The organism is Pseudarthrobacter sp. PvP090 (genome assembly GCF_040547365.1).
In the GTDB taxonomy this organism is placed as follows: Bacteria; Actinomycetota; Actinomycetes; order Actinomycetales; family Micrococcaceae; genus Arthrobacter.
Genome location: NZ_JBEPPO010000001.1, coordinates 363,191 through 387,222 on the forward strand (window position 1 = coordinate 363,191; position 24,032 = coordinate 387,222).

Here is a 24,032-nt window from a genome sequence, read left to right on the forward strand (position 1 = left end):
GCGACCCAGCCTGCAAGATTGGGAATACGCGGGGATAGAGTGGTGAGTACTTGTCTTCGCATCGCCGACTACCTGCTGCCGGCGAACTGCATCACGGCTGCGCCGATGAAGAAGCCAAACAGCTGGAGGCGCCCGGCGGCTCAGGCCTCGAAGTGCGTGCGGACTTCCCCTGCGGTGAGATTCTTGAGGACCTCGGCGGCGACATCGCGGAGCTTCTGGTTCCGGTTGCTGGAGACCCGGGTGAGGATGCCCATGGCTTCTTCCTGCGAACAGCGGTTCTGCGCCATCACCACACCGCAGGCCAGATCGATCGCGGTGCGGTGCTCCATGGCGGCCTTGAGGTCCTCGGCCCGGGACTGCGCGGTGCCGATCCGGACGGCAAGGCGGAGGGAGCGGCCGGCGAGGTCGGCGAAGCCGGCGGCATCGGCAATGATCTCCTGGGTGAAGATCCCGGTACCGGGGGCGAAGAAGTTTAGGGCGGCGGTGGCGTCCTCGCCGATTTCCAGCGGGACCCCCAGGGTGCTGCGGCAGCCCTGCGCCGCGAGCTGCACTTGGTAGTCCGGCCAGCGCGGATCGGTCTCGACGTCGGCCAGCAAAACCACGGATTTCGTCCGCAGCGCCTGGATGCAGGGGCCGTCGCCGAGGCTTTGCTCGATGCGGTCCAGGATGACGGCCCGGGGGCTGCTCCCCGCCACCGTCATGGTCTTCTTCCGGCGCTGCAGCGTTACGCCGCATTCGATCTCGGCGCCGGCGGCGTGGCTGAGCGTGGCCGCAGAGAATTCCGCGAGCTGCCCGAGGAAGTCCTCGACGTTCTCGGTTCCCATCAGGAGGTCCTGCAGTTGCAGGGCGGCTTCGTCCCCGGCGTTGTTGGTCATGCCTAAATCTAAGTCGGTGACCGGCGCGAAACAACTTGCGGGGCGCGCGGTAGCATAAGCCTTGCGAAGGCCCCGCGTGATGCTGTAAGGCCTCTCTAAAGTCGGTGGAGGTCTGATGACGGAACGGGTGTGGCAGGTCACTGCCGACGTGGCTTGTGTCCAGAGCCCCGACGGCGGCCGCGTCGCCGTCCTGCACCTGGAGCAGGACGTGCCCGTCATCCTGGCGGGGACGGCCGCGTCCATCTGGAACGCCTTGGATGGGACTCGGACCGAGACCGAACTCATCGAGGATCTCGCCCGCGGCTATGGCACTGATGCCTCCGCCATCCGGGGGGATGTGATGGCCTTGATTGACTCTCTGAGCACCGGCGGAATGATCACTCGGGCTCCTCGTGACAAGGCTGCCAGCTGATGGACAACACTGAGACCCTGCACCAAGATGAAGCCGTCCTCCTGGCCACCGCCCTCGTGGACCACGTCGCGGTATCAGCGGGTCTCCAGGTGCTGTTCATCAAAGGTCCCGCCGCCACCATGATGGGCCTCCGCGAAAACCACGTCTCGGCGGACGTGGATGTCCTGGTCCGCCCGGAGAATCTGGATCGACTGGTGGAGCGCCTGGGCGCAAGAGGCTGGCTCGAAAGGCCGTCAGGTGTGTCGGTTGTTCGCCGGTACTCGCACTCCCAAACGCTGTACCATCCGCAATGGAACTGCGACATCGACGTCCACAACAGATTTCCCGGGATGGAAGCCCACGCTGGCAGTGCCTTCGACGCGCTCTGGCGGGGTCGGCAATATCTCGTCATGGCGACCAGAAGCGTGCCAGTTCCATCCGTCCCCGCAGCGGTAATCTTTCAGGCGCTCCATAGCCTTCGGGCTATGGATGAGCCACGCCATCAGCGCGAGTACTCAGGGCTGCTGCAGCGCGTCGACACCAGCATGCACAAGGAAATAGTGGAGCTCAGCATAGAGCTGCAGGCGACTTCGGCGCTGCAGCCGCTCCTGGACGACCTCGGGATAGTGGATCTTCCGGTCCGGCAGGGACCCGTGAGCGATGAGTGGAGCAACCGCACGTCGATACAGGGCACGGGGACGGCCTATCTCGTCGCGCTCATCGAAGCTCCTTGGCGAGCCAAACCGCGAGTGCTCGTCCGCGCCATCTTCCCCTCACGGAACACGCTGCGGGAGCGCGACCTCCATCTGGACGACTCCGTTGCCGGGCTACTCAGGGCACACGTTGCGCGCTGGCGCCGCGGCATGGCTGGCCTTCCAGCAGCAGCTCGAAAGATCAGGACTTCACGCCGCCGTCAGCGGTCCCTTTAGGCGTAACCGTCGACGATGGCCGCGGCGATTTCTTTGTAGGCGCGCCGGGTTTCCGGCCGCAGCACATCCAGAGTGACCAGGTCACCGTCGGCCACACCGCGGTCGTGCGGGACGGCGATCAGCTGTCGGCAGATGCCGGACAGGTGGTCCTCAATCGCGTCCTTGTCCACGCGCGAGGAGACCTCGTCCTTGTCGGTGATGACCACGATCGCGTTGCGGGCCAGTTCCTCGTAGCCGTGGCCGGCCAGCCAGTGCAGGGTGCTACGGGCACGCTTGGCGCCGCTGACGGCATAACCCGCCGCGATGATGAGGTTGTCCGCGGACTGCAGGATGCCGCTCATGGCGTTGTGCGTGACGCCGGTGCCGCAGTCGGTGAGGGCCACCGAGTAGTAGCCGGCGATGAGCTTGCGGATCCGCAGGTACTCCTCGGCGGTCAGCGAGTCAGAGACCTCGGGGTCCTGCTCGCCGGCGATCAGGTGCAGCCGGCCGGCGTGGTGCATGTACCGGGCCAGTGCGGTCAGGGAATCGATTGATTCGATGTTCCTGAGCAGGTCCGTGATGGTGCGCGGGCTCTGTTGCTGGTAGATGCCCTCGCCGAGAGCGCGCTCCACTAGGTCTCCAGAGTCCGGGTTGGCGTCGATGGCGCATGGCGGGTCGCCGCGGTATTCCGCCAGGGTCAGGCCGACGCCGACCGTCGTCGAGGTCTTGCCGATGCCGCCCTTGAGGCTTAGCACGGCTGTGTTGTAGCTGCCTTGGAGCTGGCGGGAGATGCGCCGGGCGAGTTCGTCTTCCTCGCGCTGCCGGGCGCTCGGGCCGAGATTCAGCCCGCCGCCGGTCATCCTATAGAGGGCGCCGCGGAAACCGCCGACGGGCCGGGGCTTCTGCTCGCGGACAAAGAGTCCGGGTGAGCTGATGAAGTCCGGGGCTGGAGCGGCCAGGGCGGCCGCACGGCCTTCAGAGCGGCTGGACCGGGCCGGCATTGGCGGCACGGAGGGCGCGGTGTCGGGCGCGGAGGGCACGGCCGCACGCGGAGGGGCGGTCTTTTCCGAGGCAAAGCTTTCCGGAGCCGGATTGGCGTCGACCGGGACGCCGTGAACCGGGGCCTTCGACGGCGCTGCAGGTGCGTCTGCCGCGGCGGCCGCCTCGGCCCACGAGCCGCTGGGGACTGTGCGCGCCGGTGGGCTGTCGATGTCGTTGGGCGTGATGCTGGGCATGGTTCCTGTCCGGGGGTCGGAGTCATCGCCGCGGCGGCGGTCACGCCGGCGACGGAGTTCGGGCTGCTCTGCCTCCACGGCAGGGTTGGCTGATGTGTTGTCCACCGGTACGGGCATAGGTGTCCCCCTAGGACTCACCGCGCGGACCGCTGCGGCGCTCGATTGAAAAGGTCCAAACAGCAAGTCTAGGCGCAGACGAAGAGGCAGGCGGCCAAGCAAGCATCCGAACCTATCGTTCCGGTCAGTTCAGTGCTATCAGCAGCATCTGGCTAGTGCCGGGAATGCAGGTCTGCAGGATGGCCCTGGGAAAGCCCCCGAACACGGCAGAGACGGCATTGGTTGTGGCGCCCTGGGCAACCTGTCCGCGGCCGGCTGCGGTGTACGTGCCGTAGCCGGCGATGACCACGGTTTCGCCGACGCCGATCCCCGAGAATCGCGCCCACCCTCCGCAGAAGTCGTGTTCGGTGATGAACAGCGAATAGGCATCCGTGGGCGTGAAGTGGATGGGGCCGATGCACCTGTCCACCATGGCCTGGCCGCCCGAGCCCGCCACGTTGATGGTGCGAACAGCGGGAGCGGCCGGCGCGGTCAACGCCGGGGCAGCAGGGGCAGGAGCAGGGGCGGGGGCCAGCGCGGGAACGGGAACGGAGGGACCTGACAGCTTGAGTGTTTGGCCTGGGTAGATAAGTGTGTACGCGCCCAGCCCGTTGGCTGCCAGCATGGCGTAGACGTTGATGCCGAAGCGTGATGCGATGGCGCCTACGGTGTCTCCGGCAACCACGAGGTAGTGGTTGGAATCTGCGTCGGCACCGGGCGCCTCCGGAGGAGCTGCCGGTGGAGGTTCAGAAGCTACAGCCTGGACGACCGGGGGCTCCGGCGATGGGTCCGCGGCCGGCGACGAAGTCTCCGGCGCGGAAAGGCTGGGGCCGGCTGTTGTAGCAACGCCGGCGGGCGATTGAAGCGCAACGGAAGCCGCCAGAATGCACGCGATCAGCAATGGCCACGTGGAGATCAGCGATTTGGAGGTGCGTGTCGTCGTGCGATTGTTCGGGAGACCGTACACGTTCGGAACCATCAGCATCAGCCCGCTTAGTGACCAGCGCGAACCGGGGTCTGACCGTGAGCCGAGCTCAAGACTTCAGGGTGACTGCCCACGCTCCAAGATGCGGTTGCAGACGCCCCGAACCCGGCAGAATCCCGGGCAGTTCCGGACTTAGCCTGAGGGTATTAAGGGGCAAGGCAGTGCACACGCGTACCCGCTACTCGGGATTTTCAGCCGGGCCACGTGCGGGCACAACGGTCTACGCGGTTGATGTACCGGACTCGGCGGCGCTTCTGCGTGCCGCCCCGGGTCCAGTTCAGTCACCGGATCACCCGGGGGGATCGGTCGAACGTCCTGCTATCGGGGTGTCAGGGCCAGAACGACGACGACGACCGTCGCCACGGCGAGGACCAAGAGGCCGGCGTATGCCCACCATTTGGGCCGTCTGCGGTGGGGGTTGATGTCGATGTACGGCAAAGCTAGGGCACCTTTCGGTCAAGGGCGGAGGCTTGCCGTCCGCGGTGCAGGCGAAGGACCACGTAGAAAACCGCGCTGAGAAGCACAAGGCTTCCCAGCAGAATGCACAGGGCGAGGACATAGCCGGGCAGTGTCACAGGTGGGACCTCCTGGGAACAGCGTCATCATTGACGCGCCTTGGGATCCCCATCCTCCGGGCGAGCTGAGCGCTAGCGGGTTTGGACCCTGGTTTGCGGGTCCTCCACGAGGTTACTCACGAGTTGCCAGCGTTGTCTACGCGACGCGCCCAAGACCTGGGCGGCTCAGTGGTGGGCCCGCGTCTCCTGCAGGCGCGTGATGAACCAGCGGGACTGCTCCGGCCCGTAGGGCAGGATCGGGATGGCCTTGGTGGCGTCGTCCGGGGTCTCCCGTGTCGCCTGGGTGGCCTGTCGCACCGCCGTGGTCATGGTGTTGGCCATGGTTTTGACGAACTGGTCGCTGCAAGGTTCCCCGTGGCCTGGAATCAGGAATTCGTACCGGTGGCGCAGTGCCGAGACATGCCGGAGGACGTCCGCCCACTGTTCGGGGTAGGAATCCTCGAAGGACGGATGTGAGCCCTGCTCCACCAGGTCCCCGGCGAAGAGGGTGGTTGCCGTGCCGACCAGGAGGTCGCCGTCGGTGTGCCCGTGGCCCAGGTAGAAGAGCGTGACGGTCTGGCCGCCCAGGTCCAGCAGAACCGGCTGGTCCTTCACGATGGCGTTGGGAACCACCAGTTCCACGTTGGACCCCTCGCCAGCTGCCATCTCCGGCTCATCGGTAGCCACGGAGCGGCGCTGGCTGTCGCCGTTCTCCTCGATCTCTGCTGCGCAGTTCTCGTGCGCCCAGAACTCGGTCACTCCGGCGTCGGCGAACACCGCATTGCCGAAGAAGTGGTCGTAGTGGGCGTGGGTGTTAACGACAACGAGCGGCAGCTCGGTCTTTTCCCGCACGGCGTCAAGGATCTCGCGTCCCTGCCGGGGCCCGCTGCCGGTGTCGATCACCAGGGCGCGTTCGGAACCGACCACCAGGCCGGTGTTGAGCAGGGAACCTTGGGTAGTCAGGACGTAGTTGTCCGGGCCAACCTCGAGCCATCGTGACATGAGATATCTCCGTATTCCGGTGTTGTTCCGGTGTTGTTGGTGCGATGTTCTGCCCTCGATTCTACCCACCGGAGCTGGCCGGAAGCTGGAAGCTGGCCCCGCGCGGGAGCTCTTTCCTCCCGCGCGTGCGCGGCTGATTCACAAGTCCGCCAGCACCGATCCCGGGTTCTCGATCGCGTCGGCCACGTAGCGGAGAAAGCCTCCGGCGGCTCCGCCGTCGCAGACCCGGTGGTCGAAGGTGAGCGTCAGCTCGGTCACCTTGCGGACGGCGAGTTCGCCGTTGACCACCCAGGGCTTGTCGATGATCCGCCCAACGCCGAGGATGCCCACCTCCGGGTGGTTGATGATCGCGGCGGAACCGTCCACCCCAAAGACACCGTAGTTGTTCAGCGTGAAGGTGCCGCTGCCGAGTTCCGCGGGGGTCGCCTTGCCGTCGCGGACCACAGCAGTGAGCCGCCGGATTTCGGCATCCAGTTCACGGGCGCTCAGCTTGTCGGCGTTGCGCACCGACGGCACCATCAGGCCGCGGTCGGTCTGGGCCGCGAAGCCGAGGTTGACGCCGTCGAAGGCCACAATTTCCTGGGATGCTCCGCCGGTGGTGTCCTCGGTGGTGACGATCCGGGTGTTCAGCTCGGGGTACTTCTTCAGCCCGGCGGTGACGAAGCGTGCAATGAAAGCCAGCAGGCCCGGGGTGTGGTGCGGGTCCGCTTTCTTCAGCGCGGCACGCATCTCTACGAGGGCGGTTGCGTCGACGTCCACCCAGACGGTGGCTTCCGGGATCTCGGACCGGCTGCGGGTCATGTTCGCTGCAACGGCCTTCCGGACACCGCGGACGGCCGTCCGCCCGGTAATGCCGAGCCCGGTGCGGGAGTCGGTGTCACCGGCGGTCGAAACCGGAGAGACCGGCGCGGTGTCGACCGATTCAGCCGCCGGACGCTCAACCACGGCCGGCTTGATGACCGCCTCGACATCGCGCCGCATGATCAGCCCGCTGGCCCCGGACCCCTGGAGTTCCCCCAAATCAACCCCATGGTCGCGAGCCATCCTACGGACGAGCGGGGAAATCACAGCCCCCAGCTTTCCGGGCACCCGGGTCCGCATCAGCAGCAGGTCATCCGCAGCCTTCTCGGCCGCGGACATCTGGGCCACGGGTTCAGCCACCGCGGTCCCCGCCGAAGACTTCCGGGGCCGGGTCCGGCGGGCAACCCCATGCCCGCCGGGAGTGCCGTACCCGATCAGGACATTCCCTGACCCGGCCTTTTCTTCCTCGCGGTAGACCTCCGCGGCGACGTCTTCGGCTTCGGTGGGCTCAACCGCCGGGGAAACGGGGGGCGCCGCGGCGGCCCCTACCGGGGTCACGGAAATCAGCGGCTTGCCGACGTCGAGGGTCTGGCCGGGTTGGCCGTGCAGTACGGCGACGGTGCCGGCGTACGGGGAGGGCACCTCCACCATGGACTTGGCGGTCTCCACCTCGGCGATCGGCTGGTCGACGCGGATTTCGTCGCCCACGGCCACGAGCCAGTTCACGAGTTCTGCTTCGGTGAGTCCCTCGCCGAGGTCCGGGAGGAGGAATACTTTCGGTTCGCTCATGGTCAGTCTTCCCACTGGAGGTCGTCAACGGCGTCGAGGATGCGGTCCACGCCGGGCAGATAGTAGTGCTCGAGCTTCGGCGCCGGGTACGGGACATCAAAACCCGTGACGCGGCGGATCGGCGCGGCCAGGTAGTGGAAACAGCGTTCCTGGACCCGGGCGACAATCTCGGAGGACACGGAAGCGAAGCCGTGGGCCTCCGCAATGACCACGGCGCGGCCGGTCTTGCGGACCGAGGCACAGACCGTCTCGTCGTCGAACGGCACGATCGACCGGACGTCGATCACTTCGAGCGAGCGCCCCTCCTCGGCCGCGGCCGCGGCGGCGGCCAAGGCGGTCGGGACGGACGGGCCGTATGCGATCAGGGTCGCGTCGGTACCGGGGCGGGCAACGGCGGCACGGCCCTCGGAGGAGGTCCCGCGTTCGGTGTTCTCGGCATGTTCGCTGCGCAGTGCGCCCAGGTCCACCTGGTCCTTGGACCAGTAGAGCTTTTTGGGCTCCATGAACATCACGGGGTCGTCGGAGTCGATGGCCTCGCGGAGCATCCGGTAGCCGTCGGCGACGGTGGCCGGGGTGAAGACCTTGAGGCCGGCGGTGTGCGCGTAGTAGGCCTCGGAGGAGTCGCAGTGGTGCTCCACTCCCCCGATCCCGCCGGCGTACGGGACCCGGATGACGATGGGCAGCTTGACCGTGCCCTTGGTGCGGTTGTGCATTTTGGCGACGTGGCTGACGATCTGTTCGAAGGCCGGGTAGGCGAAGGCATCGAACTGCATCTCGATGACCGGGCGCATGCCGTTCATGGCCATGCCGACGGCCATGCCGACGATGCCGGACTCCGCGAGCGGGGTGTCGAAGCAGCGGCTCTGCCCGAAGGCCTGGGTGAGCCCGTCGGTGATCCGGAAAACGCCGCCGAGCATGCCGACGTCCTCGCCGAAGACCAGGACCGAGGGGTCCGCGTGCATGGCGTCGGCCATGGCGGCGTTGAGGGCCTTGGCGAGGGTGATGCTCTGCGGACCGGTTTGCTCGGCCTTAGCCGCAGCGGTCGCGGCGGCTCGGGCGGTGGCGGCGCTGACATTGCCGTTCGCCTCGGTCGACGTGGCGATGGTGGGGCTCATTTCGCGGCCTCCGTTTTCGATGCGGCGTCGCGGGCGAGTTCGTCGGCGAGCATGGCGGACTGTTCCTTCAGCTGGGGTGTGGGGGTGGAGAAGACGTATTTGAAGAGGTCCTGCGGTTCCACCGGGACCTCTTCGCTCAGGCCGTCGCGGAGCTGGGTGGCCACGGCTTCGGCCTTCTCGGCGATCCCTGCGGCGCGGTCGTCGTCGAGGAGTCCGCGGTCCGTCAGGTAGGTCTTCATCCGGCTCAGCGGGTCCTTGGCCACCCATTCGGCGACTTCGCTGTCCTGGCGGTACCGGGTGGCGTCGTCAGCGTTGGTGTGGGCCTGCATGCGGTAGGTATGGGCCTCCACGAGCAGCGGTCCGGAGCCTTCGCGGGCGAGCCGGACGGCGCGGCCCAGGACGGCGAGGAGGGCGACGATGTCGTTGCCGTCCACGCGCTCGCCGGCCATGCCGTAGCCCACGGCCTTGTGGGCGAGCGACGGCGCGACGGACTGGTGCGCGAGCGGCACGGAGATCGCGTACTGGTTGTTCTGGACGAAGAACACCACCGGCAGGTGGAACACCGCGGCGAAGTTCAGCGCCTCGTGGAAGTCTCCCTCGCTGGTGGCGCCGTCGCCGCACATGGCCAGGACCACGGTGTCCTCGCCGCGCAGCTTGGCGGCGTGGGCCACGCCTACGCCGTGCAGCAGCTGGGTGGTCAGCGGGGTGCACTGGATGCCGACCTTGTGCTTGGACGGGTCGTAGCCGCCGTGCCAGTCGCCGCGGAAGAGCGTCATGGTCTGGACGGGGTCTACGCCGCGGGCCATCACGGCCACGGAGTCGCGGTAGGTGGGGAACATCCAGTCGCCGTCGGACAGGCAGAGGGCGGCGGCGACCTGGCAGGCCTCCTGGCCGTGGCTGGACGGGTAGACGGCCATGCGGCCCTGCCGGACCAGGGCGGAGTTCTGGTCGTTGACGCGGCGTCCGACGACGAGCTGCTCGTAGGCGGCCATCAGTTCCTCGTCGCCGGGGAGGGTGTATTCGTGGCCCGGCTGCGTGCCCTGCTCGGTGTGGGGGTTCAGGGTGCCGTCCGGGCCCACCATCTGGATTTGGTGCCGTGCGGGCAGCATGTAGTCCTCGACCGTGATGCCGAACTTGCGCACCGCCTCGCTGGCGGCGTTTTCCGGTGCAGTGCCAGAGGTCTGCCCCTCGGGCGCCGGGTGCTGCGCAGTGTGGTCTGCGGAGATCGTCATTGGTCCGTCCTTCTGTAGCCACTATTCGTTCCAAGTATGGCGCGGTGCGATGTTTCGTATCCAGCTCCAGCGGGAATCGTGGAGAAGTCCAGAAGATTGGCCTAGTCTGGAAGACAAATCGTAAGTGTGAGCTGGATTACCGGCGGGGGTTGTGGACAAATGGCAGAGGATGAGGCGGACCAGACGGCGGTGCCGCTGGATGATGTGGACCGGAACATCATTGCGGAGCTGACCCGGGACGGCCGGATGTCCGTCACCCAGGTCGCGGAGAACGTCCACATTTCTCGCGCCCACGCGTACACGCGGATCGCCCGGCTGACCGGCGAGGGTGTGCTGACCAAGTTCACGGCGCTGGTGGATCCGATTAAGGCCGGCCTCAAGTCCTCGGCCTACGTGACCCTAAAGGTCCGGCAGCACTCCTGGCGGGAACTCCGCGAACTGCTGCGCGCGATTCCGGAGGTACACCACATCGCCCTGGTGGGTGGGGACTTCGATGTCATCCTGCTGGTGCGCGCCGTGGACAACATCGACCTGCGCCGGGTGATCTTCGACCAGCTGCAGTCCATGCCGGGCGTGCTGGACACGCAGACGTTTTTGGTGTTTGAGGATGTCGATACTCGGTGATGCTATGCCCGGATATCGGTACCTACCGACCGCAACAGCCCCGGACGCTCCACGGCGCACGCCTTGAAAATGGATTAGGGGTCCATGCGCCTGAACACTGCCCGGAGGTGCAACAAAGACGAGACGCTCAGCCGCTCAACGCCGCGTTGGGCGCCGAACCCGGCGCGCGACGTTCCTCCACAGCCGCTTGATTTCGCAGCAGGTCGATAGGAATCCTCACTTCTCCACCGACTAATACTCCGTATGGCCGGGGCCTCAGCACCGGGATGGGCATGCTTGGCCCGCTCTCTCCGCCAATGCATAACCGAACAAGAAAATTCCACAGGTATAATTGGCGAGACCGCGCGAATATCGCGGTTCGGGGACGGGCCGCCTGGCCTCCCCAGCAATCGACACAGGGGGATCCCGGTTTGCACCTACGCGACTATCTGCGAATTCTACGCCGCAACTGGATACTGATCGCCTCCGCTACGCTGGTGGGCCTTCTCATTGGAGGCGCAGCTTCCGTCCTCACAAAACCGACCTACACTGCCGAGACGCAATTATTCGTGGCTATTCAGGGCTCCGGTTCGATTCAGGAACTTCAACAAGGCAACACTTTTGGCCAGGCACGAGTTCAGTCCTACGTGAAAACCGTCAACTCCCCCATGGTGCTTCAACCTGCGATAGACACCCTGGGTCTCCGTTTAACTGCGGAGCAGCTGTCCAGCCAAGTTAAAGCGAGTACAGATCTGGACACAGTTCTGATAAATATTTCGGTTGCAGATGGATCCCCCGTGCAGGCAGCAGCCATCGCCCAGGCTGTCGCCAATAGCCTTATTACGGCTGTGGATACACTGGAAAAACCAAGAGTCGGCGACTCATCGCCGGTCAGCCTTTCAATCATCAAACCAGCCACAGCCCCCTCGTCACCGTCGGCCCCGAACACACGCGCGAATTTGATCCTGGGTCTCGTCGCCGGACTCGCGCTAGGGATACTAGCTTCGGTACTGCGAACGACACTTGACACTCGAATTCGAGGTGAAGCGGATCTCCGCGATGTAACTGATGCGCCCCTGTTAGGAGGTATCTCCTATGACCAAGACGCCACGAAGAAGCCATTGCTGACACAGACCGCCCCCCAGAGTCCTAGGGCTGAATCGTTTAGGCAACTGCGAACAAATTTGCAGTTCGCAAACATTTCGGGCACGGCTAAAACCGTCTTGGTGACCTCGTCGCTGCCCGGCGAGGGCAAGAGCACTACCGCAACGAATCTGGCCATAGCCCTCGCCCAAGCCGGTCAATCCGTGTGCCTAATTGATGCCGACCTGCGACGGCCAATGATAGACGACTATCTTGGTTTGAACGGTAGCGCGGGACTCACGACAGCGCTCGTCGGGCGGGCCGACGTCAACGATTTACTGCAACCCTGGGGCAATGACAGCCTGTATGTGCTGACGTCGGGGCAAATACCGCCAAATCCGAGCGAACTCCTGGGCTCGGCTGAAATGCGGGACCTAATCCTCCGCCTTGAGCGGGCATTTGACATTGTCGTAATTGATGCCCCTCCGCTACTGCCTGTCACGGACGCAGCCGTGTTGTCTCAGCACGTGGGAGGAGTCGTCGTTGTAGTCGGATCGCACAAACTGCGACACCAGGATCTGAGAAAATCCATAGACGCTCTTGAAATGGTGGGCTCGAATATTCTCGGAATCGTGCTTAACCGTCTTCCCGTCAAGGGACCTGATGCCTACTCGTACAGCTATTACAGCCACGACGAAGGCACCACGAACAGTTCCTCCAATGCGGGGAGCAAGAGAAGTACCTTTGAACTCGAGAGCAATCATTTCGCCGGCAGCGAGGGCGCTGAATTTAGTCACGCAATCTCATCATCTGCCCCACAACCAGCCAGACATTTTCCGGGGACCGCAGCGGATCGTTCCTAGTCTCTACCGCATCCTGTCGGGCAAGGCGGGTACGATTACCAGCCACCAAAGGCGCGGCACCGGAGCCCTTTCGTTTCGGAAGATCGATGTCCAGATGATGCCAAAGGCCTGTTCCACCGGTCTGGACGAGATATTACTTTCGCATGCAGGTTTCGATAGGGGTATCTTCCAACTGGGATAGACTATTTCTGCGTTGACCTTCAAGAGGCTAAGCGCTCATGACTGACAGGCCATAGATTTTCCGTCATTCAAGAAGCTCAGAAGTACGCAGTGCGTTTATCACTGATGGGACTCTCGTGACGCTGTCCTCTGTCTCATGCTGATGTCGGGTCGGCAATCGGATTTCGAGCCGAGACGACGGTTCTAGGACCGGACTGATCCATTAACCATTCGGGGGAAAACTATGGCAATGCCGACTATTCAGTCACGTTTAGACACGCGCAGTAATTCACTGAATTTCCTTAGGCTCATCCTAGCTGTATCGGTAATAGTTGCGCACTCGACGCCCATTGGCGGTTTTTCATTAGACTTTGGCATTGGCACATTCGGGCTCGGAACAATTGCCGTTGCAGGGTTTTTCGCCATAAGCGGATACCTGATCACGAGAAGTCGAATGAACACACCACTCGGCAAGTACACGGTTAAACGCCTCGCCAGGATATTCCCCGGGTACTGGGCTTGCCTTTTGTTTACCGCCTTCGTCGCAGCGGGCATAGCCGGTTTGATTCAGGGCGGTTGGAACCTGGCCTCAGCCGTCACGTATGTTGCGTCCAACTTCGACATGTCTTCGAACTACTACTCCGTTGGAACCACGCTGTCTTCTGTACCGATGTCGGACTACTGGAATGGATCGCTTTGGACACTCCGTTATGAGGTATTCTGCTACTTTGCCGTTGGACTCTTACTGACGGCTGGATTTATTCGCCGCAATCGTTCTTTCTTGCTTGTTGCTTTCCTGATCAGCACAGTTGCCAGCTTGGGCTTTCACTTCGTGGAAATTCCGAACACTGCAGAAGATCTACTCTTTCTTGTTCCCGCATTTCTAGCTGGCGCCGTGCTCTACTCATACGCGGACAAAGTCCCCCTGGCTTGGCCGCCGGCTTTGGCCGCCTTAGTCCTCTTCACTACGCTTTCTTTGGCAGATTTCGGTAGAGCGCTTGGTGGGCTGCCTATCGCATACATCTGCATCTGGATCGGCGTCGCGCTGCCTCCGGTCTTCCGCAAGATCAACGCGCGAAACGACATCAGCTATGGTGTGTATCTCTACGGCGCTCCTGTCCAGCAACTCTTGGTGTTGTTAGGTCTGAATAGCTTCGGACACTTGCCTTACATACTTTTCAGCGTAGTTGCAGTCATACCTCTTGCTGTGACGTCGTGGTTTCTGGTTGAGAAACCCGCTATGGCCCTCACTTCCATTAAATGGTCACGCTTCTGGCGGCACCCTCAGCCGACACCTGCTAGCTAGAACGGAATGGACGGAACTACTTTGAACGTAGCGAGTCGGAAACACTGAGGATATCGGGCACCGATAATCGGCCATTCCAATTTCGGCATGGTTGGTTTGTTGGCTTGTATCCCCTAAGGGGCCCTTCGCAGATGAGCGTGGTTAGGCCGGTCTGAGGATACCGCCGCCGGGCTGGGGGTTTTCGGTGCGGCGTGGTGCGGCGGGAAAGAGGTCAGGGCCTCTTTGAATTGGTAGCGACCAAGCAACCAATATCCAAAAGGGCTCTTCGTGGTTCGTGGGGAATTGAGTTCGGGTCGTTGAAGACAAGAGGGCCCGTGGCCCTGCTGGGATGAGTGTGTCTAAGCATTCAACCTGGAACAGGACCACGAGCCTTGAACGAGCCTACCGGGGTCGCAGCCGACGCTGCCACCATCCTTTTCAAACCTGCCCGACTACTACGTTGTCTCCATCACCGATACTGCCGGGCGCTGGCAGGTCATCGTCGAAACCAGCCAGCCGCCGGGTTGCCCGAGCTGCGGCGTGATTTCCTCCCGGCGTAAGGAACGGCGTCTCCAGCGGCTGAGGGATATTCCTGTCGCCGGGCCGGTGGAGGTGCTCTGGTCCAAGTACCGCTGGTATTGCGAAGAACCGGCCTGTGACCGGCTGTCGTTCTTTGAGTCCACCCCTCAGGTCCCGCGCCGGGCCCGCTCCACCGGCCGGCTCCGGGACCACCTCGTGGATGCTGTCATCCGCTCGGGCAGGGCAGTGTCGGAGACGGCTGCCGGCTTCGCTGTGTCCTGGTGGATGGTGCGGGCGGCGCTGAATGAAGCGTGCCTGCTCCAGCTGCCCGACGTTGATGCGCTCAGGCCGCGGATGCTGGGCATTGACGAACACCGCTTCCGGTCTGTGCGGTACTTTCGGGACTCGGCCACGAGGGCGTGGACCAGGTTCGAGCCTTGGATGACAACCATCGTGGACCTTGACACCGGCCAGGTCCTTGGGGTGGTGGACGGCCGGGACCACAAGGGCGTCGGGGACTGGCTGTTCGCCCGCCCCCTTGAGTGGCGTCTGGGCGTGCTGGTCGTCGCGATCGACCCGTCGGCTGCGTTCCGGAAAGCGTTGAGGATGTGGCTGCCGCGTACAGCTGTCGCGGTAGATCACTTCCATCTGATCTCACTGGCCAACCAGGCCATGACCGAGACCCGGCAGAACCTGTCCCAGCAGTTCAAGGGCCGGCGCAGCCGGGCCGTCGACAAGGCATGGGCGCACCGGATGCTCCTGCTGCGCGGCGGCGACACCCTCAGTTGCAGGGCAGCCCTCCGGCTCGAAGAAGTGTTCGCCGCAGACGATCCGACGGGCACGCTCCAAGCGGTGTGGAGGGTCAAGGAACAACTTCGGGCCCTGCTGCGCACCGGATCCCTGGAAGACGCCGAAACTGCGAAAACCGAACTTGAGGTGTACTACTGATGTGAGACACAGTTTGAAAGGATTGTGCCCATGTCTTCCCGTCCCAGTTATTCCGATGAGTTCAAGGCCGATGCCGTGAATCTCGTCATTTCCTCCGGCCGTTCACCCGCCTCAGTTGCCCCCGAGTTGGGGACCTCCGTGACCGCGCTGAAGCGGTGGGTCCAGCTGCATCGGGAGGGAGAGGCAGGGGCCGGCGGCAAGCCTGATGATCCGGTGGATCCCGCGAAATACAAGGCGTTGGAGGCGCGGCTGCGGGAGCTGGAAAGGGAGAATGATTTCCTGAAAAAAGTTTCGGCGTTCTTCGCCAAAGAGCAACGGTAGAGGATCTCTACCGGCTTGTTCAGGAGAAGAACGCCGAATTCCCTGTCACCTGGATGTGCGCCCGGCTGGGCATTCCGCGAGCCTCGTATTACCGCTGGCTGGACCACGAAGAACCACCGACCGCTGCCCGGCACCGGGAGCTGACCGGACTGGTCAAGGCGATGTTCGATTCCTCCGACGGGATCTTCGGCCATCGCATGGTCCACACCAAACTCGCCGCCAAGGGTGTGGAGGTTTCCGTGGGGACGGTCGCTGCCATCATGGCCGAGAAAGGCTGGGCGGCCAAGCGGATGCGCGCCTTCAAACGCACGACCATCCCCTCGGACCCGGACAAGGTTTTTGCCGATCTCATCGGCCGGGACTTCACCTCCGATACCCCCGGAACGAAGCTCGTCGGGGATATTACCTACCTGCGCACCGGCGAGGGCTGGTTGTATCTGGCCACCGTCATCGACCTGTGCACCCGCATGATCGTTGGCTGGGCGATGGCCGACCACATGCGCGCCTCCCTCGTCACGGGCGCGCTGGCGATGGCCAGGGACCGAGGACACCTGGCCCCGGATGCGATTTTCCATAGCGACCGCGGCACCCAATACACCTCCCGGGAAACGGGCGCCTGGTGCACCGGAAACGCTGTCCGCCAGTCAATGGGGGCCACCGGGGTGTGCTGGGACAATGCCGTCGCCGAGTCGGCGTTCTCATCCCTGAAGAACGAGTTCTACCACCACCACAACTTCGCCACCCGGCAGGACGCCCGCCGAGCAACCATGCGCTACATCGAAGTTTTCTACAACCGCTGGCGCCCCCCACACCAACAATGATGGGCTGCCGCCGGCCACAGCAATGGCCAACTTCAAGACCAATGAGTATTTGAGGCTTTGAGCACCGCCCAATCGTGCGGTTCAGCACCACCGTTCGTGCGGGAGAGCGCCAGTGGTGGTGTGGCTGGGAGCCACTGACGCTCTCCGTCATCGATTACGCGCTGGCCAGCGCGGTGTGCTCCCTCATGTTGTAGGTGCCTGTCTCAACCCAGATCGTGTTGTGGATGATCCGGTCCATGATCGCGTCCGCATGAACACCGGAGCCGAGGCGCTGGTGCCAGTCCTTCTGCGAGTACTGGGTGCAGAACACCGTGGACGTTTCGCCGTAGCGGCGCTCCATCAGCTCCAGCAGCATGGTGCGCATCGACTCTGTCGGCCGGTCCAGTAACCACTCGTCAATGACGAGCAACGTGAATGCGGCGTATTTGCGGAGGAACTTCCCGGCCCCGCCGGGGGTGTCTTGAGCGGCGACCCAGGCTTCTTCGAGGTCGGGCATGCGGACGTAGTGGGCGCGGATGCGGTGCTCGCAGGCGCGTTTGGCGATCGCGCATCCCAGGTACGACTTCCCTGACCCGGTGAACCCCTGGAAGACGACGTTCTGCTGCCGGTCCACGAACGAGCACGTGCCGAGCTGAGTCAGCAACGGCCGGTTCAGTCCGCGCTCGTCGAGCAGATCGATGCGGCGCAAATCAGCGTTCGGATATCGCAGCCCCGCCCGTCGGATCAGCCCGGCGACCTTGGAGTGCATGAAGGTGGAGTAGGCGTCATCGACGACCAACCTCACCCGCTCTTCGAACGACAGACTGATCGACAGCGTCTCGTCCTGGGTGTCGATCGCCTCGAGCAGCTCGCTCGCGTTCATCTCCCGGAGCTTGCGTTTGGTCTCCCCGTCCAGGCGGCTCAACGGGTCCCTCTGGCGTAGTAGGCGCTGCCGCGGACGTATCCGCCGTCATCGCCCTCAGGCTCCTCCGGGACGTGGCCGGTCTTGTCCTGCCCGGTATCGAGGATCGGTCTCAGGTGGGCGTAGCGGGGCGATCGTATCGGCCCGCGCAGCGCGAGTTGGCAGGCCGCTTCGACCCGGGCTGGTGAGAACTTGCGAGACAGGCGCAGGACCGCCAGGGCCGGGTCGTGGCCGGCTTCCTCGATGGAGGCTGCTTCGAAGATTTTGCCGATCACCGTCACCGTGGCCGGGCCCATCCGGGCTGCCCAGTCGTCAATCCGGGCCCGGTCCCAGGCCTGCCAACTGCGTCCCTCGGGCAGGTCCGCGTCGTTCGTCTGATACTGATTCACCGTGCTTGCCGGCAGCAGCAGGTGGCTGGTCAGGCGCTCATCAGCCCGGTAGACCTCCAGCATGGTGTCCGTGACGCGGAGGTCAACGAGAGAGCCGATGTGGCTGAAGGGGACGGAGTAGAAGTTCTTCGCCCAGACCACGTGGGCGTTCTTGTTCACCTTGCGCCGGTAGGACCACGTGCTGATCTCGAACGGGGCTGCCGGGAGCGGTTGCATGAGCGGCAGTTCCTCGGTGGTGAAGACGCTCAGCCGGGACCCGGGGCGTTTCTGGAACGGTTGCCGGTTATAGGCATCGATCTGCTCATAGACCCGGGTGCGCAACTGCGCCAGGGACGTGAACTGCTCGTCCCTGAGCCCTGCGATGACCCAGGTCGCGACGTGGGAGACCGTGTTCTCGACGCTCGCCTTGTCTTTCGGAGCCCGGACTCTGCCCGGCAGTACGGCAGCCGAGTAGTACGCCGCCATCTCGCGGTAGGCGTCGTTGAGGACGATCTCTCCCTCTCGGGGGTGGGAGATCACCCCGGTCTTCAGGTTATCGGGCACCAGGCGCGGGACGGTGCCGCCGAAGAAGGCGAACATCGCCGCATGGGCGCGCAGCCACGACTCCTGCCGCATATCCAGGCTCGCTTCCACGAACGCATACCGGCTGAAAGGCAGGCAGGCGACGAACAAATACACCTTCGAGATCTCACCCGTGGTCGGATCCAGCAGCTGCATCGTGGGCCCGGACCAGTCGACCTCGATGCTGCGGCCGGCCTTGTGACCGACCCGGGACGACGCCCCGGTCACGGCGGCGTGCTCGCCGTAGAGCCGGCAGAACCGGTCATAACTCATCACCGCCTGCCCTGCGCGAGAAGACGCGTCGAGATACTCGTGGTGCAGCAGCTTCAACGTCACTCCCACCCGGGCCAGCTCGGTGTGCACCCGGGCCCAGTCCGGCTGCGCAAAGACACTCTCACGGACCCCGCGGCCGGGAAACAACACCGCATACACCTCGGCCTCCGACAGCTCGGCGACCTCATCCCAACCAAGACCTGCCAGCTCCGCCGCATCCAGGACCGCCTGAATGCTGTGCCGGGATATCCCATGAGCGGACTCAATTGCTCTTCGCGACAGACTTTGATTACGCAGCTGCAACACCAGCTTCGCCTTGATCTTCCGTACCATTACCGGTACTCCTTCCACCATGTGTCCGTCACATGGTGGAAGGAGCTTTGCAGGTGGTGCTCAACCACACCAACAGTGGTGCTCAACCACACCAATCGCGCTACCGGACGATGGCGCTCACCCGCACCACAGGTGGAGCCCATAGAAGCCAATATTCAACCAAAAACCAGCCGCTACCCGCGGCCGCCTAACCCAAAAAGAAACCAACCGGCTGTCTCACATCCTTGACACACCTCAACTCGAGGAACTGGTCAAGGCAGCGCACGGCCGGAGACCAACAGGCTCTACCGGACCGTCTGCCGGTGGTGGAACGAGATCGAGGTGCTCATCATCACCGGCGCCACCACAGGCAAGGTAGAGGCCAATATCACCGCCATCAAAAACATAAAACGCACCGCCCGCGGCTATCGAAACACCGCCAACTACAAATCAGTTATTCTCTTGAGAAGTGCCGTCCGGACGGCGGCATGACACTCATCCGGGAATCCATTTCCCCACGAACCTTTGAACAGCCACTAAAGGGATACAAGGCGCATTGCTGTCGGATCTCCCGAGAGGACAGTGGACTGCGCGCAGTGGTCGGCAGATGTCATTCCAGGCCATGGAGGGGCCCCACCTACCAACCGAAAACAACTGAGAGTAGGGCGGTCGCAATTGACGCTGCGGCAAGTATCGAAACTAGATTTTGCCTGAGCCCAATGGCACAGATCAAGATCGTGACAGCTTGCGATACGGCAAAGACTCCGAAGTAACCAGAAACGCTTGGGTTGAACCAAAGAATTCCAACCGCACACAATGCCAAGGCTACATCCACAACTACTTTAGTAGCGACTGTTTTTGTCATGCGCCGCGCATTGACCTCACGACCGATAATTGCAGCCGCGACGAGCATAGATACCCACGATAGGCCCACGAAGATATAGGAGACCCCCGGGTCTACTAACGAAACCTTGGTAGCGAATGCAGCGCTGATGAACACCAGCGCTGCCCCCAATAGAACGTAGTATGTAGTCCCGTTTACACTCCGGCTGGTATTCCAATTAAACTTAACCATTAGAACGGAATTCACGCCTAGACCGACTATCGAGGTCCCAATACGGCTGACAATGAAAATCAGCGCAGCAGAACCGGCAGGCAATTGAGTAATCGACGCTATCGCGAGAGCTGGGACGAGAGCGCTCGCCAACACGCCAAACGCCAGGAAGAACGTGTGGCTCTTCTCGCTCGATGGCCCTTCCGCCTCTGCTGTGCGCCCGGCAAGCAGGAGCGCATCTGGCCTGCGATGCCTAGACAACCAGAAAGCCAAACCGAAGCAACTCACACACCAGGCTGCTCCGGGGAAGACAAACGCTATAGTGTCATCCGCGATGATGAAACTAGATAGAAGGCCCAGCAAGATCGCGATATTCGGGATAATCGCAATCCCAGCTAGCGAAGCTGCACTGCCGCTCAACGCAAGCCGTACGGCGTAAGACCCAGCGACGGCCAGCGCACATCCCCCGAGCGCAAAAGTTGTCATCAACCCGACCATCGAAAGCTGATCATGCGGGTCTCGGCTCGGAAGTAGGCTCAATGTGGCTACGGCTCCAACAACAATGGACAGAATGCACGAAAGGACTCCATGACTCATCCACGACGTAAAAGCTGGCCTGCCCAGCGCGACATTATATGTGACTCCGATAACGCCGCTCGTCAAAGCCACATAGCCGATCTGGATACCCACAGAATATAAGTCCGCTGACCGTGGACCCATGAACTGCAGGACCAGAAGTCCTGCGGCGGAAGTAACCTGCGAGACGAGCGTGAGGGATAGCGCGGGACCAAATTTTCGAATTACACTTTTCCATCTCGCGTTTCTTGCGAGCCCTACGGCATAAGCGGAAGAGTTCGCAGATTTGTCGGGAGAATCAATCACCCAGCACCTTCACTAGCCTCGCCGGAACCCCCGCGTACAGGCCATTAGCCTCACAATCGCGAGCGACAACGGACCCCGCGGCAACTACGACGCCCGATCCTATCGTTACGCCCGGCAGGACCGTTACGTTGGCGCCCAACCACGATCCTGCTCCGATCTCAATTGGTGCCGCAGCTGCCGCCCCACCGCGCATTTCGCGCCCGCCTACGGTGTGGGAACTCGTACAGATTGTGACTCTTGGCCCGATCCGGGTATTTGGTCCTATTCGAACCCATTCAGATGAGTCGATGAACGACTCATAACCGATAAAGGCGCCCTCCCCGAGGTCAAGCCTCTTCCCTCCAAACCATCCGCCGGCCTCAATTCTTGACTTCGCAACGGTGCCCGCAGTCATCCGGCGGAGTAGCCGCCACCTTAGAAAACTCGGCATCAACGGCGTTGACAGCACGGGATTGAGGACGGCGTCTCTCCACCAATTCAGGACCAGTCTGGTGACCCGTATTTTGTAGGTCCTAGCGTCCATCTACTCCCCCTACCTGGGCGCTTGCCGCATCCAAGATTGAATTTTCGCTCAGCCAACCGTCGGCCTCGATTCGTCCGTCCCGGACCGGCAGGACGCTTCCTCGTCTTGAATCATGCCTTGCGGCGGCTCGGAGGATTGCGTCCGCCAATTCGCCAGAATCCGTGGGGGCAGAAACAACCAAATGGCCGTTGGACTCCAGCCACTCCGCAAGTCCTGTTTCACTTGAGGCTACAACGGTGCAGCCGTGCGCCAATCCTTCTACGATTGACAGGCCAACCTGCTCGCGCCAACGCCCGTGCCTCTGCGAGGGCAAGACCACTATGTCGGATTTTGTCAGTAGCTTGTGGATGTCCTCTCGGTCGAGGCCACCAAGGTATTTCACGCTCGCTTCGCGAGCGTCCGATTCTGACGCAAGTGGTTCCATTGGGCCAGTGCCAACTATGTTGAGGGAGAGTCCCGGCATGGCCGCAGAAACCATAGACCAAGCATCCAAAAGGATGTCTAGGCCTTTACGCGCCTCCAAGGCGCCGATAAAAGTCACGACCGATTCCAGTCCATCACGCGCCGATTCAGCTCCTCGGAGTGCCGTTTCACCGCAAGAACAGTACGAAGGCAAAGCAGGAAAAATCGCGGTTTCACCAGGCATGACGTTCCACCCCGCGTCTCGCGCCATGTTGCCATAGGCACCCGCGGCTCCCTGAGAACCAAAAGCGAGGCGATCAATGCCCGCCCACGCACTCATTCCCGCGCTACGCGCCGCAATTCGCCAAATCCGGCCGGGCAGCCATGAAAGCTTGGGAGGAATCCAAGAATACTCAGCATTCTCGATGGCGTATGCCACGATGCGAGTCGCCCTCGACGCCCGCGGACGAAGAAGGCGCAGCGCGCGAATGAGAACCCAAGAGTGGAGAGTGTAGTTGAACCACAATGGCTCCGGAACCTCGAGCACTCTTGGCGGATTTCGGACTACGCTGACCACCATTCTAAATAGGGTGGTTCTCTCTGCGTATCTACCTGCACTAAGAAGTGATTCGTCAAAATCGCTTCTCTTGCTCAGGAAGTAGATACGAGAGGGCGTCATCTCGCTTAGCCGCTCCAGGTGAACGGACCTGACCTCCGGATAAAAACGGACAACTTCTTGGGAGTTCAACGCGAAAGACTCCTTCTTGGCGTAGTCGTTGAAGAACGTTTTCCATGGATCACCATTCCCGCAGACAAGGCCCTCGCCGCTGGCCTAGTCTCCATCGTCAGGAGCAGCATCCAAGTGTACAGCGGAACGAGGACTGAACTCGTCAATCCGTCCGTGGGCACAATCAGTGCAACCAGCAGCGCAAGCTTCACAACGACTGGTAGTGACGACTTGCGATAAAGGCTCCACCAAAGAAGCACGAACAGGAATAAGCCCAGCAGGCCATAATCCACTGCGACTTTCATCAGTGTCGGGGTCGTGACCCCGACGTCCAGTCCTTCGACATAGGAACGAGACGACCCTGGACCGGTTCCGACGATTGGCGATGAGGAGATTATGTCCAATAGGTCAAGGTAAGGGCGGTAAACCCGAGAAGCCACGCTGACCTGCCCGCTGGTGTCAAACGGATTCTGGAGGGCCTTGCCAACAAAAGAGAGAATTGGCTGAGAACTCGCTGCACCCAAGACGAGGATCCCCGCCATTACTAGCAGAGCGCGCTGGCCCTGAGGTGTTCGCAGCATGGCCAGGAGCAGGAGCGGCATGAGGACAAGCCCGGATGTGGCAACCGAGCCGACTAGCGCCACCAGCAGAATCGCCGAAACGGCCAATCTCGTCCGCGGGCGGAGCTCCAAGATCGAACTCCAGCACAATACGAGGCCAAATACAGCAAACAAAGACAAGAAGGAAGCTTCAAGAAAAATTCCACCGTTTGCTCGGTACCAAGAACCACCGAATTCCACTGGGTAGGTGGAATTGAATCCCGGCAGCGTTATCCATTGAGGTATAGCGGCCAGCGGATCGATGAGTACAGAAAAACCATAGCTGACCACGAACTGGAAAACAGCGAAACAAGACGCAACAACGACCGTCCAAAAAGAACCCACAACAAACGCTCTAGCGTCAAAGGGCATTCCCGATCGGCCTGTCGCAACAGTGCTTCGTAGTCCCGATCCGTCGACCTCAGGCACAGCCAGCCCCCCGCCCCGCTCTGTAGTCATCAGCGCAGCGGGAAGCCACGTTACGAAGACCAGAGCAAGGCTCGCGACGGACGTGCCAACTGGGTGCATCAACAGCCCGAGCGCTCCGATGACTACGACACAGAGAAGTATGGCGAGTCTCCCGGGGTGAATCAGCATCCGCCCCGACGTCACCATCGCCGCCGCAGTCCACAATAGAGCAAGAGTGATTACAGGTAGAGAGCCGTCACCGATCTGGAGGCCGAATCTTTGAAACGCAAAGACGCCTACAGCTAACCAAAGGAAGGGTGATCTAATCAGTTTCTCATCGACAAGGCTCGAACTGCCCACGAATTAACACTCCTTGATTGACATTAATATTGCGGCTAGAAGCGTGCGCGACTGTC

21 protein-coding genes and 1 pseudogene are annotated in these 24,032 nt (G+C 62.4%); 9 read left to right on the forward strand and 13 right to left on the reverse strand.

The features are described from left to right. Positions 1 to 140 precede the first annotated feature (140 nt). Entirely contained in the window at positions 141 to 875 is a 735-nt protein-coding gene (locus ABIC21_RS01765; RefSeq protein ID WP_354348701.1) for a GAF and ANTAR domain-containing protein, read from the reverse strand. 115 nt (positions 876 to 990) lie between these two features. Here ABIC21_RS01765 and ABIC21_RS01770 point away from each other — a divergent pair, with 115 nt between their 5' ends. Both ABIC21_RS01770 and ABIC21_RS01775 read left to right on the forward strand, forming a co-directional pair. Then, positions 991 to 1,287: a PqqD family protein gene (locus ABIC21_RS01770; protein ID WP_354348702.1), complete on the forward strand. Its 297-nt coding sequence runs from the start codon at positions 991 to 993 to the stop codon at positions 1,285 to 1,287. Further along, positions 1,287 to 2,195 (forward strand): nucleotidyltransferase family protein, encoded by a 909-nt coding sequence (locus ABIC21_RS01775; protein ID WP_354348703.1) that lies wholly within the window; start codon positions 1,287 to 1,289, stop codon positions 2,193 to 2,195. The genes ABIC21_RS01770 and ABIC21_RS01775 overlap by 1 nt, the downstream gene beginning before the upstream one ends. Here the strand turns inward: ABIC21_RS01775 and ABIC21_RS01780 are convergent. The 6 genes from ABIC21_RS01780 to pdhA all read right to left on the reverse strand — a co-directional run bounded on the left by ABIC21_RS01780 (position 2,192) and on the right by pdhA (position 9,983). Next, a complete protein-coding gene (locus tag ABIC21_RS01780; protein WP_354348704.1) occupies positions 2,192 to 3,526 on the reverse strand; it encodes a MinD/ParA family ATP-binding protein in 1,335 nt (444 codons plus the stop codon). The two genes, ABIC21_RS01775 and ABIC21_RS01780, sit on opposite strands and share 4 nt — an antisense overlap. Before the next feature lie 124 nt (positions 3,527 to 3,650). After that, positions 3,651 to 4,190, reverse strand: a complete 540-nt coding sequence (locus ABIC21_RS01785) for a LysM peptidoglycan-binding domain-containing protein (RefSeq protein ID WP_502935940.1) — start codon at positions 4,188 to 4,190, stop codon at positions 3,651 to 3,653. Positions 4,191 to 5,230: 1,040 nt separating this feature from the next. Next, a complete protein-coding gene (locus tag ABIC21_RS01790; protein ID WP_354348705.1) occupies positions 5,231 to 6,046 on the reverse strand; it encodes an MBL fold metallo-hydrolase in 816 nt (271 codons plus the stop codon). Between the two features lie 138 nt (positions 6,047 to 6,184). Next, positions 6,185 to 7,636 carry a dihydrolipoamide acetyltransferase family protein gene (locus ABIC21_RS01795; RefSeq protein ID WP_354348706.1) on the reverse strand — a complete coding sequence of 484 codons (1,452 nt, stop codon included), beginning with the start codon at positions 7,634 to 7,636 and terminating at the stop codon, positions 6,185 to 6,187. A gap of 2 nt (positions 7,637 to 7,638) precedes the next feature. After that, entirely contained in the window at positions 7,639 to 8,751 is a 1,113-nt protein-coding gene (locus ABIC21_RS01800) for an alpha-ketoacid dehydrogenase subunit beta (RefSeq protein WP_354348707.1), read from the reverse strand. Continuing rightward, on the reverse strand, positions 8,748 to 9,983 hold the full coding sequence (pdhA, locus tag ABIC21_RS01805) for a pyruvate dehydrogenase (acetyl-transferring) E1 component subunit alpha (protein WP_354348708.1): 1,236 nt from the start codon (positions 9,981 to 9,983) through the stop codon (positions 8,748 to 8,750). Before pdhA ends, ABIC21_RS01800 begins: the two co-directional genes overlap by 4 nt. Positions 9,984 to 10,142: 159 nt before the next feature. On the opposite strand from pdhA, the gene ABIC21_RS01810 reads away from it, so the two are divergent. The 6 genes from ABIC21_RS01810 (at position 10,143) to ABIC21_RS01835 (ending at position 16,585) form a co-directional block, all read left to right on the forward strand. Then, on the forward strand, positions 10,143 to 10,607 hold the full coding sequence (locus ABIC21_RS01810; RefSeq protein WP_024367841.1) for an Lrp/AsnC family transcriptional regulator: 465 nt from the start codon (positions 10,143 to 10,145) through the stop codon (positions 10,605 to 10,607). Between the two features lie 410 nt (positions 10,608 to 11,017). Continuing rightward, on the forward strand, positions 11,018 to 12,532 hold the full coding sequence (locus ABIC21_RS01815; protein WP_354348709.1) for a tyrosine-protein kinase domain-containing protein: 1,515 nt from the start codon (positions 11,018 to 11,020) through the stop codon (positions 12,530 to 12,532). 409 nt (positions 12,533 to 12,941) lie between these two features. Next, positions 12,942 to 13,997: an acyltransferase family protein gene (locus ABIC21_RS01820; RefSeq protein ID WP_354348710.1), complete on the forward strand. Its 1,056-nt coding sequence runs from the start codon at positions 12,942 to 12,944 to the stop codon at positions 13,995 to 13,997. Between the two features lie 519 nt (positions 13,998 to 14,516). Then, a complete protein-coding gene (locus ABIC21_RS01825; RefSeq protein WP_354348711.1) occupies positions 14,517 to 15,443 on the forward strand; it encodes a transposase in 927 nt (308 codons plus the stop codon). A gap of 30 nt (positions 15,444 to 15,473) precedes the next feature. Then, a complete protein-coding gene (locus ABIC21_RS01830; protein WP_354348712.1) occupies positions 15,474 to 15,764 on the forward strand; it encodes a transposase in 291 nt (96 codons plus the stop codon). 53 nt (positions 15,765 to 15,817) lie between these two features. Continuing rightward, positions 15,818 to 16,585, forward strand: coding sequence for an IS3 family transposase (locus tag ABIC21_RS01835; RefSeq protein ID WP_354348713.1), 768 nt, complete (start codon positions 15,818 to 15,820; stop codon positions 16,583 to 16,585). Between the two features lie 154 nt (positions 16,586 to 16,739). On the opposite strand, the gene ABIC21_RS01840 is transcribed toward ABIC21_RS01835, so the two are convergent. Together ABIC21_RS01840 and istA are read right to left on the reverse strand one after the other, a co-directional pair. After that, positions 16,740 to 17,489, reverse strand: a complete 750-nt coding sequence (locus tag ABIC21_RS01840) for an ATP-binding protein (RefSeq protein ID WP_354348714.1) — start codon at positions 17,487 to 17,489, stop codon at positions 16,740 to 16,742. Continuing rightward, positions 17,486 to 19,042: an IS21 family transposase gene (istA, locus tag ABIC21_RS01845; protein ID WP_354348715.1), complete on the reverse strand. Its 1,557-nt coding sequence runs from the start codon at positions 19,040 to 19,042 to the stop codon at positions 17,486 to 17,488. The genes ABIC21_RS01840 and istA overlap by 4 nt, the downstream gene beginning before the upstream one ends. Before the next feature lie 258 nt (positions 19,043 to 19,300). Here istA and ABIC21_RS01850 point away from each other — a divergent pair. After that, a pseudogene (locus tag ABIC21_RS01850) lies at positions 19,301 to 19,513 on the forward strand (transposase); the annotation flags it as partial. A gap of 145 nt (positions 19,514 to 19,658) precedes the next feature. On the opposite strand, the gene ABIC21_RS01855 reads toward ABIC21_RS01850, so the two are convergent. The 4 genes from ABIC21_RS01855 to ABIC21_RS01870 form a co-directional block, all read right to left on the reverse strand. Then, on the reverse strand, positions 19,659 to 20,561 hold the full coding sequence (locus tag ABIC21_RS01855) for a hypothetical protein (protein WP_354348716.1): 903 nt from the start codon (positions 20,559 to 20,561) through the stop codon (positions 19,659 to 19,661). 388 nt (positions 20,562 to 20,949) lie between these two features. Further along, positions 20,950 to 21,480, reverse strand: a complete 531-nt coding sequence (locus ABIC21_RS01860; protein ID WP_354348717.1) for an acyltransferase — start codon at positions 21,478 to 21,480, stop codon at positions 20,950 to 20,952. Further along, a complete protein-coding gene (locus ABIC21_RS01865; RefSeq protein WP_354348718.1) occupies positions 21,470 to 22,630 on the reverse strand; it encodes a glycosyltransferase family 4 protein in 1,161 nt (386 codons plus the stop codon). The genes ABIC21_RS01860 and ABIC21_RS01865 overlap by 11 nt, the downstream gene beginning before the upstream one ends. Then, positions 22,627 to 23,976, reverse strand: coding sequence for a hypothetical protein (locus tag ABIC21_RS01870; RefSeq protein ID WP_354348719.1), 1,350 nt, complete (start codon positions 23,974 to 23,976; stop codon positions 22,627 to 22,629). The genes ABIC21_RS01865 and ABIC21_RS01870 overlap by 4 nt, the downstream gene beginning before the upstream one ends. Positions 23,977 to 24,032: the final 56 nt, after the last annotated feature.